Below are 13,991 nucleotides of genomic sequence, written 5' to 3'. Positions count from 1 at the left end.
CCGTGACGCCAGCGACGGGAATAGATCTGGCGTGCTTCGGCTACCTCGCGTACGCCCAAGTCTTCGGCGTCACCGCCTACCCGGCCGCAAACAGCGGAGCCCAAGTCACCCAGATCATCCCGTCGCTGGCCGGAGACGCGCCTATCGCCGCGCTCACTGCACGGCAACTCGGAATCCACGTCAGCCTCGTGAGCAACCCGGTCAGCCCCGACCCCGCCGGCTTGGCCGTGCTGCACACTCTCGACACGATCGGCGTTGCTCACCAAGCCGTTCCGGTCGCGGTTTCCGGGTCAGGCACCCCGCAATTGACCATCGTGACCGACGAGGCAGGAACTCGGACCTGGTTCGCCTGGCTCGGCACCGCCATCGATCACCTCAACGACACCGACCCGACACCGCTGACCACCGCACGCCTCGCCTACATCGACTGCTATCGCATCATCGACCTTGCGGCAGCCGCCGCGATCAGCTCCAGCAGGGCACCACTGCTGCTCAATCTCGGCGGCGACCCGCTGTCCGAAGCCGTGGCATCGGCCGCGCGCAATCGTCAAGTGGCATTCGTGCAGACCAACCTCGACGAATCCCAGGCCGACCAAGCCGAAACGCTCGCCGCCGGGCTCCACGAGCGGACAGCCGCCGGCGCCGTCGTTATCACTCTCGGCAAGCTCGGCGCGTTCGCACGCACCGCCACCAGCACCACTGTGGCCAACGCACCGAGCATGTCTATCCGCCACACCCACGGGGCCGGAGCCGCGTTCTCAGGCGGACTCGCCCACGCCCACCTCGCTGGATCCGGGCTCGCCGAAGCCCTGAACGCCGCTTGCGCCGTCGCCACCGCACACTGCGCTGCCGCAAGGCACATGCCCCAGGGCTGTTGCGTAGTCGGTTGAGGGCTGGCTGAGCTGGGAGTTCGGGAGGAATTCGGGGGTCTATGCAGGACGGGCGCGGCCCGTTGGTGATCATGAAGTTGCGAAGCCACATGATCACGAGAAGGACCGCACCCGCCGATGCCATCATCACCCACCGAGATTCTGCTTCCGCACCGACCCACCGATACGCCACCACCGGCGGCGGTCACCGACAGCGAGCATCACGGCCTGTTCGCCGCGTTGAGGGCGGTACCCGATCCGCGTGATCCGCGTGGCCGCCGCTACCCCCTGGTCAGCGTGCTCGCCGTCGCGGTGTGCGCGGTACTGGCCGGGGCATGTACCTTCGCCGCGATCGCCGACTGGGTACGGGACCTGGACCGCACCGCGTGGGCGAGGCTCGGCTTCACCGACCGGGTTCCCGCCGCGACCACGGTGTGGCGGCTGTTGATCCGCGTCGACGCGCAGGCCCTGTCGACGGTGCTGGCCAGCTGGCTACTGGCACGCACGACACCCGTCACCCGCAGCGGGCGGCGGTGGCGCCTCGTCATCGCCGTCGACGGCAAGGTCGTACGCGGCGCCCGACTCGCCGACGGACGTCAGATCCATCTGCTGTCGGCCTACGACACCAGCACCGGCGTCGTGCTCGCCCAGGTCCAGATCGCCGCGAAGTCGAATGAGATCCCGGCGTTCACGCCCCTGCTGCGCCTGGTCGCCGCCCAGCTGGGATCGCTGACCGACGTCCTGGTCGTCGCGGACGCCCTGCACGCCCAGACCGGACACGCCGAGTACCTGGCCGCCGCCGGCGGACATCTGATGGTCACGGTCAAAGCCAACCGGCCGACCACGTTCGCCCAGCTCAAAGCTGTTCCCTGGGCGCAGGTCCCGGTTGGAGCCCGGACCCGGGACACCGGACACGGCCGCACGGAGACCCGCACCGTCAAAGCTGTCACCGTGGCGACCCCCGGCGGGCTCGGCTTCCCCTACGCCCAGCAGGCCGTCCGGATCACCCGTACCCGCACGGTGAAGGGCAGGACCAGCCGCGAAACGGCGTACCTGACGGTGTCCCTGCCCGCTGGACAGGCCCGACCCGCCGACCTCGGCACCTGGGCCCGGGCGGAGTGGCATATCGAGAACCGCCTGCACTACGTCCGCGATGTCACGTTACGTGAGGATGCCCATCACGCCCGGACCGGAAACGGACCCGCCGTCTTCGCCACACTCCGTAACACCGCGGTCGGCTACCACCGCAGCAACGGCGAACCCAACATCGCCCGCGCCACCCGACGAGCGAACCGCCGTTCTACAGACCTCATCGACGCCGTGACCAGGAGTTACCCGACTACGCAATAGCCCTGGCACATGCCCCAGCAACGCACTCACACCAGCCTCATCAAGGAGCATCTGCCGTGACCATCGCCGCCCAGATCACCTACACCGAGATGATCAGCCCGCTCTCCGCACTGAACTGGAACGACGTCGCCTCGGTCAACACTGCCGCCACGAAGCTGCTCGACCAACTCGCGGACGACCGGGCGATCCTGGCGGACCTCGTGGAACGGCTCCCGGACGACGCCCACCTCGCCAGTCTGTGCGAGCACTACGACATCCTCGACAAGCTTGTCCTCCACGACGATCCGACCGGATGGCGGCTGCGCCTGCACATTTTCCTTGATGGCTACTTCGACCGGCCGCACAACCACCGCTGGACCTACACCAGCCGCATCCTGACCGGTTCCTACACGCACACCCTGTACGGCACCGACCACGACTTCACCGACGAAGTGGACGTGTCGGCGCTGACTCCTCGCATGGTCCGCGTCGAGGAACCTGGCGACACCTACACCCTGCACCACAGCATGATCCACTCGGTGACCGCGCACGGTGAGGCCGTCACTCTGATCGTGCGTGGTCCCGCCGTAAAGGACCGCTTCGTCGTCACCGACCGCACGAGCGGGCGAGCGTGGTGGCAGTACGGGGCCGCCAACGAAACGCCGGAGGCGGCAGCAGCCAAGCGCATGACCAGCGGTCACCTTAGCGACCGTATCGCCGCGCTACGCGCGTCTGGCGTCTTCGCGGCACCGCGAAACCACGACTGAGCAGACCCAGGTCACCTGGCCCTTGGCGGCCTCAGAGCCGGCTTCAAAGGAGGTGGTCATGACCTTTGCGTCAACCCGACCCATCTGGAGGTATCGATGCTAGACATCGGTGCGCTCGTCGGCGCGGTGCTGCTCGGCTTCTGCGCCGGACTGTTCTTGTTCAAAGTGAAGTCCCGGTGGTGCCCCCAATGCGGGCTCACCACCTGGCCGACGGAACGAGGCGCGGACGGCGTGGAACGGCCGCGCCGCGACGCACCGCCCCGTGAATAACCGACTGCTACGGACGCCAGAGCCGAAACCCGGCGACGTACTGCTGATCGGCGCGCACGCCAGCGTGCAGTTCGCCGGCGACCGACGACTCACCTTCCGCGTCATCTCCGTCGACCAGAAGCCCACCTATCACGGCTGGATCTGGCTCACCGGATACGTGATCAACCACAGTGGAGAAGCCGCCGAGCGGCGGGAGATATTCGTTCAACGACGCGGGCTGTACCGACTGTCCAAACGTAGGACGAACTGACAAGTGATCAAGGAGAGAAGAATGACGATCATCGACGCATTGCGTGACTGGTGGCTGCGCTGGCTCGACTGGCGCTCCGGCCGGTCGACGGCGTCCCGACGACTGCACGCCCTCCGACTCCGACAGACGACCTCCGCCCGACACCGCCGACTGGACGGCAACCGGGGACGCCATTGGCGATCGGAACCCACCACCCTGCTGCCGACCCTGCGCCCACTGATGACCTACGGCCAGCAACTCGGCTACCGCCTACCGTCCACCACCACCCTGACCAGCCGGTGACCGTGGCTCACTGCCAGACGCCGGCCCGCATCACCCGGCGTACCCGCAGTTCGTCGTCGAGTTCGACGACGTCGGCGCGCTGCCCGGCGACCAGCGCACCGGTCGTGCCGGCCAGCCCGAGCACCCCGGCCGGGGTGGTGGCCGCCATCCGGCAGGCGTCCACCAGGTCGATGCCGGCCCGTACCGCCTGCCGCAGCGCCGCGTCCATGGTCAACGTGCTGCCGGCGATCGACCCGTCCCGGGACAACCTGGCCACCGCGTCCGCGACCACCACCGACTGCCCGCCCAACTCGTACCGGCCGTCCGGCATCCCCGCCGCCGCCATCGCGTCGGTGACCAGCGCCGCCCGTCCCGGCCCGGTGACGGTCGCCGCGAACCGCAGCGTGCCGTCGTGCAGGTGCACCCCGTCGGCCACGAACTCGCAGACCACCGGGGCGGCACCCAGCAACGCGAAGACCGGGCCGGGTTCCCGGTGGTGCGGTGGCCGCATCCCGTTGAACACGTGCGTACCGACGCGTGCTCCGGCGTCGACGGCGGCCAGCGTCTGGTCGTAGTCGGCGTCGGTGTGGCCGATCGCCGCGATCACCCCGGCGTCGGTCAGCCGGCCGATCGCGGCCAGCGCGCCCCGCCGCTCCGGGGCGATGGTCATCATCCTGATCGTGCCGCCGCCTGCGTCGAGTAGGTCCGACACCTCGGCCGGGTCCGGATCCCGCAGGTACGCCGGGTTCTGCGCGCCACACCGTACGGTCGACAGGTAGGGGCCTTCGAAGTGCAGCCCGGCGAGGGTGCCGTCGGCGACCAGCGGCGCGTAGGCCCGTACCGCCCGGTGCATCAACTCGACGGGAGAACTGACCAGGCTGGCCAGCAGCGTGGTGGTGCCGTGCGCCAGGTGGAACGCGGCCGCCTGCCGGGCCGAGTCGGGGTCGCCGGTGGTGAAGGTCTGCCCGCCGCCGCCGTGGTTGTGCAGGTCGACGAAACCGGGCACCAGCCAACCCGAGCCAGCCGTCGCGGCACCGTCCGCGTCGGTCTCGGTGCCGACGGCGCTGATCGTCGCGCCGTCGATGGTCAGATAGCCCTGCTCGATCACCCGATCCGGGGTGACCACCCGGCCCCGGAGCCTCACCGAGCCGCCCCCGCGCCCGGTGCCGGCCCCGGTGCCGGCCGTACGGTGTCCGACGCCAGCAGGGCGGCGCCGAGGCAGCCCGCCCCGTCGCCGAGCGCCGCCCGGACCAGGCGCGGCATCCGGTGGAAGGTAGCCCGCTGCCGCAAGGTGTGGTCGAGCGGGACGAGGAGCTGGTCGCCGGCTTCGGCCAGGCCGCCGCCGAGCACCACCACCGCCGGGTCGAACATCGCCTGGCCGATCAGCAGACCGTCGGCGAGCGCGTCGACCGCCTCCGCCCACACGTCGGCGGCGACCGGATCGCTGCTGGCCGCCCGCCGGGCCACCTCGGCGGCCCCGGCTGTCACCTCGCCATTCGGAGCATCGGAGGCGTAGCTGGCGCGTTCGGCGTAGCGTCGGGCGATTGCCGACGCCGACGCCAGCGCCTCCAGACAACCGGACTGCCGGCAACCGCAGTCGGGTCCGCCCGGCCGGACCACGACGTGACCCAGCTCGCCGGCCGCGCCGTGCGCCCCGGCGTAGCTGACTCCGTCGACGACCGCCGCCGCGGCGATCCCCGTACCGATCGCGACGAACAGGACGTGTCGGCTGTCCCGGCCGGCGCCGAGTCGGGCCTCGGCGACGCCGCCGGCCCGCACGTCGTGGCCGAGCGCCGTCGGCAGGCCGGTCCGCGCGGCCACCAGGTCCCGCAGCGGTACGTCGCGGAAGCCGACGTTCGCCGACCAGATCGCCACCCCGGCCGTCTCGTCCACCACCCCGGGTACGACGACTCCGGCGGCGACCGGTGTCTGGCCGGCGGCCCGGGCCTTGTCGGCGAGGTGTTCGGCGATGTCGCAGATGGTGTCGATGACGGCTGCCGGTCCCCGGGCCGCCCCGGTCGGATGCCGCTCGGTGTGCCGTACCGCCTGGTCGTCGCGACCGACGAGAGCACATTTGACGCTGGTGCCGCCGACGTCGAGGGCGACGACGACCTGCTCGCCGTCGGACGCCACCGGACCAGTCGCCGGGTCTGCCGTACCGACCGGTGTCGCCGTCACGCCAGGACGACCGAACGGGTCAGGTGCCGGGGATGGTCCGGGTCGAGCCCTCGGCTCTGCGCCAACGCGACGGCGAAGCGTTGCGCCAGGATCAGGTCGGCCATCGGATCGAGCGGCTGCCGGCCCGCCGCCCAGCGGTCGAGTACCGCGTACACCCCGTTGGTCCGGCTGTGCACGAACGCCGCGCCCGTCGCGGTGACCTCGTCGGCGAGCTGCTCGGGGATCTCGCCGAAGGCCCAGACGACCCGGTGGGCGGCGGCGATGGCGATCGGGCCGTGCCGGTAGTCCATCGCCGGGTACGCCTCGGACCAGAAGATCGCGGCTTCCCGGCACTTCAACGCGGCTTCGTGTGCCAGTCCGACCGTCCAGCCGCGGCCGAGAAAGGTGGCCTGGTCGACCAGGGTCGGGTTGATCGGCAGCGGTGCGCGCACCGCCACCTCCGCGTCGGCGGCGATGGCCGTGAGGTCTTCGCCGAGATGGGCGCGCAGCAGCGCCAGGACGCTGGTGGCGAAGCGGGTCTGCACCACCGAGCGTTCGTCGGCGAAGGGCAGCGCGACGGTGTGCCGGGCGAGGGCGCTCGCCGGTGCCTGGGGGTCGGCGACGATGACGGTCGTCGGTCGCTGGTCGCCAGGGCCCTGGCCACGGCCACGGCCCTGGCTGTCGTCGGCGGCGGCGAGCAGACCGAGCAGGGCGAGCACCTCCGTGGTGGTGCCGGAGCGGCTGATCACCACGATCCGGTCGTAGTCGCGACCGACCGGGAACTCGGAGGCCTGGAAGGCGTCGGTCTCTCCCTGACCGGCGCGTTCCCGCAACCCGGCGTACGCCATCGCCATGAACCAGGAAGTGCCGCAGCCGGCGACGGCGACCCGTTCACCGGGGCGTGGCAGCGCGTGCGCCACGTCGTCCGCCTGCCTGGCGGCCAACCGCCAGCACTCCGGCTGGCTTGCGATCTCGGCGTCGACGTACGCCATCGCCACTCTCCTCGTCGAACCCGGAACCTGGCACCCGTACGGGTGGAGGTGCCTGCGTGTGCGCAGAAGGACGTGCCTGCGCGCGGCGCTGCGCGTTCCAGCTCAATCAGACAGCTTTTCGAGCGTCATTGTGCGCGCGACGGTCAGCCACTGGCAACATCGGCGTGATTTCACGCAGATCAGCTTTTTGCCCAGCGGGTGTTTCGAGCACTAGTGTGCAGCAAATCAGTCACCATCTGCGCAGGAGGTGGGCGGGATGGACCGGTACGCACGGTGGAACACACTGCTCGAACTGCTGACCGAGAGCGGCCGGATCAGCGTGGAGGAAGCCGCCGCCCGGCTCGACGTGTCGCAGGCGACCATTCGGCGCGACTTCGACCAGCTGGCCCAACAGCAAATGATCACCCGTACCCGAGGTGGCGCGGTGGCCAACGGGGTCTCCTACGACCTGCCGCTGCGCTACAAGACCGCCAAGCACTCGGCCGAGAAGCAACGCATCGGCACCGCCGCCGCCGCGCTTGTCGCACCCGGCATGGTGGTCGGACTCAACGGCGGCACCACCACCACCGAAGTGGCCCGCGCCCTGGCCGTACGGCCGGACCTGAACACCAGCGCCGAGGGCGCCCAGCTCACCGTCGTCACCAACGCGCTGAACATCGCCAACGAACTTCTGGTCCGTTCCCGGATGAAGATCGTGGTGGCCGGCGGAGTGGTCCGCCCGCAGTCGTTCGAGCTGGTCGGCCCGCTCGGCGGAGCGTTGCTGCGTGAGGTCACCCTCGACGTCGCCCTGCTCGGCGTGGACGCGATCGACCCCCGACTCGGGGCCGCCGCCCACCACGAAGGCGAGGCGTCGATGAACGCGCTGATGGTCGCCCGGGCCAAGCGGGTGGTGATCATCGCCGACTCGTCGAAGCTGGGCGGGCACGCGTTCGCCCGGATCTGCCCGATCGAGCGGGTCGAGACGCTGGTGACCGACTCCGGGGCCGACCCGGCCACCGTCGACCTGTTCCGGCAACTCGGACTGACGGTCATCACCGCCTGATCCCGACCGGCGTATGGTGTGCGTCGTCCTGGCACAGCGGCGGGGAGGCGACGCGGGTGACGGCGGTACTGGAGATAGCCGGACTACGCAAGACGTACCGGAGCCGACGACATGGCGTCCGACACGCCCTGGACGGGTTCGACATGTCCGTCGAGGCCGGTCAGGTGCACGGCTTCCTCGGCCCGAACGGGTCCGGCAAGACCACCACCCTGCGTACGCTGCTCGGCCTGGTCGCCCCGAACGGCGGTGAAATGGCCATCCTCGGCCAGTCCGTCCCCGAGCACCTGTCGGAGGTGATCGGCAAGGTCGGCGCCATCGTGGAGAGCCCGCAGTTCTTCCCGCACTTCACCGCCCGCGACACCCTGTCGTTGCTTGCCCAGGCCGGGGGAGTGGCACCACAGCGGGTCCCGGCGGTGCTGGACCTGGTCGGTCTGACCGAGCGGGCCGGTGACCGGGTCCGGACCTACTCTCTCGGCATGCGGCAACGGCTCGCGGTGGCCTCCGCCCTGCTCAAGGAACCGCAGCTGCTGATTCTCGACGAACCGGCCAACGGGCTCGACCCGGCCGGCATCCGGGAGATGCGCACGCTGATGCGTGACCTGGTGGACAGCGGTACGACCGTCGTGCTGTCCAGCCACATCCTCGGCGAGATCCAGCTGATCTGCGACTCGGTGACCATCATCTCCCGGGGGCGCCGGGTGGTCGCCGGTCCGGTGACCGAGGTGCTGGCCGCGCATTCCCGGGGTGGTCTGCTGGTACGCCTGGAAGCCGTCACCGACCTGCCGGCCGCCGAAGCCGCGCTGACCGAAGCCGCGTCGGCCGAAGCCGCGTCGGCCGAAGCCGCGTCGACCAAAGCCGCGTCGACCGGGACCGCCGCCACGGTCACCGTCACCCGGCACCCGGACCACTTGGTGGTGCACGGTGTCGACCAGCCGGCCTGGGTCACCCGTACGCTGGCCGGCGCTGACCTGTACGTCAGCGAGTTGGCACCCGTCTCGGTGGATCTCGAAAGCGTGTTCCTGGAACTGACCGCCACCGCCACCGCCACCGGCACCGCCGCCGCGCAGCAGGGAGCAGGCCGATGAACCTGTACCGGGCGGAACTGCGCCGTCTCGTCAAGCGGCGCTTCGTGCGCTACCTGGTGCTCGCCGGCCTACTCGTGCTGGCCGCCGTCGCCGCCGGAACCTTCCTCACCAACCAGAAGCTCGACGCCGCCGCCTACGCCGAGGCCGAACGGACCGCCGAACGGGAGTATCAGCTCAGCATCACCTGGACCGAGCAGTGGCGGGCCGAGTGCGAACGGAGCAAGACCAGCGGCGGCGCCGACGCCGGACAGTTCCCACCGGACTGTGCCAGCATCACCCCGCCGCCTCGGGAGTCGTTCCTGGCCGAGCACTACCTCCCGGCGACCTTCGAGTTCCGTGACCAGTTCCCGGCCACCCTCCACACCTTCTCCAGCTTGTTGACGCTGGTCTTCTTCGTGGTCGGAGCGTCCTTCGTCGGGGCCGAGTGGACCTCCGGCGGGATGATGAACCTGCTGCTGTGGCGGCCACGGCGGCTCCAGGTCCTGTTCACCAAACTCGCCGCACTGCTGACCGGCACCATCGCGGTGACCGTACCGGCGGTCGGGGTGTGGACCGCGGCGCACTGGGTGACCGCCGTGCTGCGGGGCGACCCGGACGGGATGACCGGTGGTGCCTGGCAGTCGTTCGCCCTGAGCGAGTCGCGGGTACTCGTACTGGTCGCGGCGGCGGCGGCGGTCGGCTTCGGACTGGCCGCGATCGGCCGGCACACCGCCCTGGCTCTTGGCGGAGTGCTCGCGTTTCTCGTACTCGGACAGTCCGCACTCGGTTTCCTGGCCGAGCTCGTCGACGCGCGGTACGTGGAGGCGTGGCTGATCCCGACGTACTGGATCGCCTGGATGGACGGCGCGGTCGAGCTGAGCGACTGGCGGGCATGCCCGCCCGGGGGTGCCGAGTGCGTGCCGTCGACGTTGGAGTTGACCTGGCTACACACCGGCGGGTTGATCGCGGTGACAGTGCTGGTGGTGCTCGGCGTGGCGGCGTGGATGATTCGACGCCGCGACGTGACCTGATCCTGGCACGTCGCCGGATGCGCCGGCTGGTCGCGGCGATTACGCTGGTGAGGGTGCCGGCCGCCGACGAAACCCAGCCCGGGTCCGGGTCCGGTCCGGCGGTGGCGCCTGGTACGGTGCCGAGCGTTCCCCGGCAGCGCACCGACACCGACACCGACACCGAGCTGGCAGCGTCGGACACCGACCTCCCGACGCGGGACGCCGGACTGGCGGCGTCGGACGAACGTCCGGGGCTTGGCGACCGTGAGCGGCGCATCCTCGACTTCGAGCGGCAGTGGTGGAAGCATGCCGGGGCCAAGGAACAGGCGATCCGCGACACGTTCGGGATCTCCGCGACGCGGTACTATCAGCTGCTCAACCAGTTGCTGGACGAGCCGTCCGCACTGGCCGCCGAGCCGGTGCTGGTGGCCCGGCTGCGGCGACTACGAGCGGCGAGGTCCCGGGCCCGGCGCCGCTGACGTCGACCCGCTGGTCAGCTGGTGACCTGGGTGACGTGGGTGATCACTTCTCGTACATTTTGAGACCGTTGCCGAGGGCGATGAAGGTGGGCGCCCACTCGCCGACGAAGATGCCCCACCGGTCGGCTCGGTCGATCCCGGCGGCCTCGAAGCGCTTGGACAGCGTCCAGCTCACGAACGAGATGGCGATGCTGACGACCCCCGCCGCGTACAGGTGTTCGGCCCGTAGGCCCTTCTCGTGCAGCTGCTGCAACATGTCTGCTGACCCCCTGCGTTCCCTGGTGCCGATCGCAGCCGGGTGGCCTGCGGTCCTCGACACCAACCTACGAGTCACGCTACCTTCGGTGTTGGATCCATTCCTTACGGTTGGCGAGATGCTCCCGGGTGAATTCAGTGGCCCAGATCGCGTGCCGCCTGGCCCGGTCCCGGACAAGCCGGACCTGTCAGGCTGACCAGCAATATCTCTCATGGTCGATGGGTTCCGGGTCGAATCAGCTGGCCCACCCGTTTCGAGGACCTCCGGACTGAGCAATTACCCGTCTGAAGGGCTACCGGCTGGGTAGGTGGAGGGTGCGGAATGAGTAACGCGGACCCGACGGCGGACTGGGAGACTACCGGCGTGCGGCATGACGTGCGATTGACTCCGATGGGCGACGACCTGCTGGAGCCGTTGCTGTCCGCCGCCGTGGCCGAGGCCGACCCCGGCGAGGTCATGCCACTCGTACCAGGACCTGCCGGCTGGACGGCGGCTCGGCGGGACGCCTTCCGCGACTTCCACCGGGCCCACTACGGCGGCGGCGGCCTCGGGCCGGCCGGCACCATCATGTACGCGATCACGATCGGCGGTGACGTCGTCGGCGGCATCCGACTGACCCAGCTTGACGAGGCGGCCGCTGTGGAGACCGGCATCTGGCTCAGCCGTTCGGCACGGGGACGCGGCATCGGCTCGGGCGCGCTGCGCGCCGTCCTCGACGAGGCGGTCCGGCTCGGGGCCCAAGTCGTCATCGCCCGGACCACCACCGCCAATCGGTCCGCCATCAACCTGCTCCGCCGGTGCGGCGCGATCATATCCGTCGAAGACGGACAAATTCGGGCCCGGTTCTGGCTCGACGAGGCCTACGCCACCGACCTGGCGGTGTGAGCCAGGCAGCCCGTCGGACGGCGGACGGCTATCTGGCCGCCTGCTGATCGGCGTACGCGGCCAGCCAGGCGACCTGGGCCGGATCCAGCGACGGTCGGACCCGTTCCCGCGCTGCCGCGACATGCGCCGCCGACACCGATGACGCTTCGAGAGACTCTCGCATCGCGGCCAGCGCGGCTTCCCGGATCAACGCGGCGCAGTCCGCCGCCGAGAAGCCGTCCAACGACTCACCCAGCGCGGCCAGGTCGACGTCGTCGGCCAGCGGGACCGAGCGGGCCGCCGCCTTGAGGATCTCCCCTCGGGCCGCGCCGTCCGGCGGCGGTACGTATACCAGCCGCTCCAGCCGCCCCGGTCGCAGTAACGCCGGGTCGATCAGGTCGGGACGGTTGGTTGCCCCGACCACCACCACGTTGCGCAGCGTCTCCACCCCGTCGAGTTCGGTGAGCAGGGCCGCCACCACCCGATCGGTCGTCCCACCATCCGAGGACTGACCCCGGACCGGGGCCAAGGCGTCCACCTCGTCCAGGAAGACCAACGTCGGAGCGGCCTCCCGGGCCCGGCGGAACAACTCGCGGACCGCCCGTTCGCTCTCGCCGACCCACTTGGACAGCAGTTCGGCACCTTTGACCGACAACACGTTCGCCTTGCCGGTGCCGGCCAGCGCGGTCACCAAGAACGTCTTTCCGCAGCCGGGCGGACCGTAGAGCAGCACCCCACGCGGCGGCTGCACGCCCAGCCGGGCGAACGTGTCCGGATAGGTCAACGGCCAGAGCACCGATTCGGTGAGTGTCTCCTTGACCTGCGCCATGTCCCCGACGTCGTCCAACGTCACCCGCGACAGCTCCAGAGTGGAGGTCGACATCGAGGTCGGTCGGACCACCTCCAGCGCCGCGTCGAAGTCGGCCATCGTCACCATCGGCGTCTCCGCCGACTTCTGCCGCAGCGCCGCCCGTACCCCGGCTTCGCGGACCAGCGCGGCGAGGTCGGCGGCGACGAAACCGGGCGTCCGGCCGGCCACCTCGTCGAGCCGGACGTCCTCCTCCAACGGCATCGCCCTGGTCAACACGGTCAACTGTTCCCGACGCATCGCCGTGTCCGGCAGCGGCACCGTGATCTGTACGGCGAGCAGGTCCGGCCCGCGCAGGCCGGGGTCGAGTGCTTCCGGGTGACTGGTGGTGCAGACCACCGCCGCGCCGGCCGCCACCGTCTCGGCGAGCAGCTGCCGGAACACGGTCGCCAGCGGGCCAGACTCGTCGCGTGGGGCGAGCGCGTCAACGTCGGCGATCAGCAGAACGGCGGCGTCGCCACGCCGTACCGAGGCGGCGGCCTCGCGCAGCCGGCGCGCGGCAGCGTCGTTGGTCAGCGCCGCGACCTCCGGGGCCCAGACCGCCACGACCCGCGCGTCCAGCGCGGCGGCCACCGCCTTGACCAGCGCAGACTTGCCCGAACCTGCGGGTCCGCTGAGCAGCACCCCGAGGGACACCGTGGTGCCGAGCCGGGCCAGCACCTCCCGGTGGTGGAAGCCGAGGTCGAGCAGTTCGGTCAGCTCGTCGGCCTGGGCCCGCAGGCCGGGCAGGTCGGCCAGGCTCGGCAGCGGTTCGTCGACGAAGTCCGGTGCGGCCGGCGGCGGCGTGACGCCGAGCGGGCGTACCTCTTCGCCGGTCGATCCGTGGGTGACCGGGCCGTGCGCCCAGCCGACGACGGTGTCCATGGTGACCAGCACCGCGCCGTCGGATCCGACCGATGCGCCGGTCTGGCCCGGTCCGGGTGCCACGCCGGTCTGGCCCGGTCCGGGTGCCACGCCGGTCTGGCCCGATCCGGCTGACGCGCCGACCCCGACCGGCTCGGCCGCGAGCACGGTCAGCAGGGTGCTGGTCCACAGGAACCCGACGGTGTTCGCCAGGCTGCGTCGCGCCGCCTCGATCAGTCCCCGGTGCGCCGAGTCGGAGAAGATGTCCTGCGGCAGCAGCGACACGTCGTCGCCGGGGGTGACCACCTTGCCGAGCAGCGCCAGGCGCAGCATCTCCGGGCTGACCACCGCGACGATCTCGGCCGGACCGTCGAGCAGCACCACTCGGGCGGCCACCGTCGGCACCGGCGACACCGTAACCTGGCCGCCGTCGCGCAGACCGAGGTTGCCCAGGGTGAGGTCGTCGGCGTACAGCAGGGCGCGGCTGGCTCCGGCCTCGGCCCGGGCCGCGACCCCGGCGCTGACCCGCCGGCCGGTCAGCCGGACGGGATCGCCGGCGGCGATGCCGAGCGCGGCCAGCACCTCCGGATGCAGCCGTACGATGCCCCGCCGGGCGTCCAACGCCGCTGGTCGCAGGCTCGCGGTCAAGGTCAGTTCGCGGTCGGCCACC

The 13,991-nt window shown here is 70.7% G+C and carries 16 protein-coding genes; 11 read left to right on the top strand and 5 right to left on the bottom strand.

All coding sequences use genetic code 11. The features are described from left to right. The first annotated feature begins 2 nt into the window (after window positions 1-2). The 6 genes from O7632_RS30070 to O7632_RS30045 all read left to right on the top strand — a co-directional run bounded on the left by O7632_RS30070 (window position 3) and on the right by O7632_RS30045 (window position 3,767). Window positions 3-890 (top strand): PfkB family carbohydrate kinase, encoded by an 888-nt coding sequence (locus tag O7632_RS30070; RefSeq protein WP_278119207.1) that lies wholly within the window; start codon window positions 3-5, stop codon window positions 888-890. A gap of 117 nt (window positions 891-1,007) precedes the next feature. After that, window positions 1,008-2,219 (top strand): ISAs1 family transposase, encoded by a 1,212-nt coding sequence (locus tag O7632_RS30065; RefSeq protein WP_278111103.1) that lies wholly within the window; start codon window positions 1,008-1,010, stop codon window positions 2,217-2,219. Between the two features lie 56 nt (window positions 2,220-2,275). Beyond that, window positions 2,276-2,965 carry a hypothetical protein gene (locus O7632_RS30060; protein WP_278119205.1) on the top strand — a complete coding sequence of 230 codons (690 nt, stop codon included), beginning with the start codon at window positions 2,276-2,278 and terminating at the stop codon, window positions 2,963-2,965. A gap of 96 nt (window positions 2,966-3,061) precedes the next feature. Beyond that, complete coding sequence (locus O7632_RS30055; protein ID WP_278119203.1) at window positions 3,062-3,235, top strand: hypothetical protein; 174 nt, start codon at window positions 3,062-3,064, stop codon at window positions 3,233-3,235. Continuing rightward, window positions 3,228-3,485 (top strand): hypothetical protein, encoded by a 258-nt coding sequence (locus O7632_RS30050; protein WP_278119201.1) that lies wholly within the window; start codon window positions 3,228-3,230, stop codon window positions 3,483-3,485. Before O7632_RS30055 ends, O7632_RS30050 begins: the two co-directional genes overlap by 8 nt. A gap of 21 nt (window positions 3,486-3,506) precedes the next feature. Then, window positions 3,507-3,767, top strand: a complete 261-nt coding sequence (locus tag O7632_RS30045) for a hypothetical protein (protein ID WP_278119200.1) — start codon at window positions 3,507-3,509, stop codon at window positions 3,765-3,767. 7 nt (window positions 3,768-3,774) lie between these two features. On the opposite strand, the gene nagA is transcribed toward O7632_RS30045, so the two are convergent. The 3 genes from nagA to O7632_RS30030 are packed head-to-tail and all read right to left on the bottom strand — an operon-like array spanning window position 3,775 to window position 6,895. Next, window positions 3,775-4,890, bottom strand: a complete 1,116-nt coding sequence (gene nagA / locus O7632_RS30040; protein WP_278119198.1) for an N-acetylglucosamine-6-phosphate deacetylase — start codon at window positions 4,888-4,890, stop codon at window positions 3,775-3,777. Continuing rightward, entirely contained in the window at window positions 4,887-5,879 is a 993-nt protein-coding gene (locus O7632_RS30035) for an ROK family protein (protein WP_278120519.1), read from the bottom strand. Before O7632_RS30035 ends, nagA begins: the two co-directional genes overlap by 4 nt. A gap of 41 nt (window positions 5,880-5,920) precedes the next feature. Beyond that, window positions 5,921-6,895 (bottom strand): sugar isomerase, encoded by a 975-nt coding sequence (locus O7632_RS30030; protein ID WP_278119196.1) that lies wholly within the window; start codon window positions 6,893-6,895, stop codon window positions 5,921-5,923. 256 nt (window positions 6,896-7,151) lie between these two features. On the opposite strand from O7632_RS30030, the gene O7632_RS30025 reads away from it, so the two are divergent. Genes O7632_RS30025 through O7632_RS30010 form a run of 4 tightly spaced genes read left to right on the top strand, consistent with a single transcriptional unit; the run spans window position 7,152 to window position 10,490 of the window. Further along, on the top strand, window positions 7,152-7,937 hold the full coding sequence (locus O7632_RS30025; protein WP_278119194.1) for a DeoR/GlpR family DNA-binding transcription regulator: 786 nt from the start codon (window positions 7,152-7,154) through the stop codon (window positions 7,935-7,937). Window positions 7,938-7,993: 56 nt separating this feature from the next. Further along, entirely contained in the window at window positions 7,994-9,022 is a 1,029-nt protein-coding gene (locus O7632_RS30020) for an ATP-binding cassette domain-containing protein (protein WP_278119192.1), read from the top strand. Beyond that, window positions 9,019-10,032 carry an ABC transporter permease subunit gene (locus O7632_RS30015; RefSeq protein ID WP_278119191.1) on the top strand — a complete coding sequence of 338 codons (1,014 nt, stop codon included), beginning with the start codon at window positions 9,019-9,021 and terminating at the stop codon, window positions 10,030-10,032. The genes O7632_RS30020 and O7632_RS30015 overlap by 4 nt, the downstream gene beginning before the upstream one ends. Next, window positions 10,002-10,490, top strand: coding sequence for a DUF3263 domain-containing protein (locus O7632_RS30010; protein ID WP_278119189.1), 489 nt, complete (start codon window positions 10,002-10,004; stop codon window positions 10,488-10,490). Before O7632_RS30015 ends, O7632_RS30010 begins: the two co-directional genes overlap by 31 nt. A gap of 43 nt (window positions 10,491-10,533) precedes the next feature. Here the strand turns inward: O7632_RS30010 and O7632_RS30005 are convergent, their stop codons facing one another. Next, on the bottom strand, window positions 10,534-10,746 hold the full coding sequence (locus O7632_RS30005) for a hypothetical protein (protein WP_278119188.1): 213 nt from the start codon (window positions 10,744-10,746) through the stop codon (window positions 10,534-10,536). Window positions 10,747-11,109: 363 nt separating this feature from the next. On the opposite strand from O7632_RS30005, the gene O7632_RS30000 reads away from it, so the two are divergent. After that, window positions 11,110-11,631, top strand: coding sequence for a GNAT family protein (locus tag O7632_RS30000; protein ID WP_278119187.1), 522 nt, complete (start codon window positions 11,110-11,112; stop codon window positions 11,629-11,631). A gap of 28 nt (window positions 11,632-11,659) precedes the next feature. On the opposite strand, the gene O7632_RS29995 is transcribed toward O7632_RS30000, so the two are convergent. Further along, a complete protein-coding gene (locus O7632_RS29995; RefSeq protein ID WP_278119185.1) occupies window positions 11,660-13,990 on the bottom strand; it encodes an AAA family ATPase in 2,331 nt (776 codons plus the stop codon). Between the last annotated feature and the right edge of the window lies 1 nt (window position 13,991).

The sequence above is a fragment of the Solwaraspora sp. WMMD406 genome (assembly GCF_029626025.1).
In the GTDB taxonomy this organism is placed as follows: Bacteria; Actinomycetota; Actinomycetes; order Mycobacteriales; family Micromonosporaceae; genus Micromonospora_E.
This window is presented reverse-complemented; position numbering and strand designations above follow the sequence as displayed.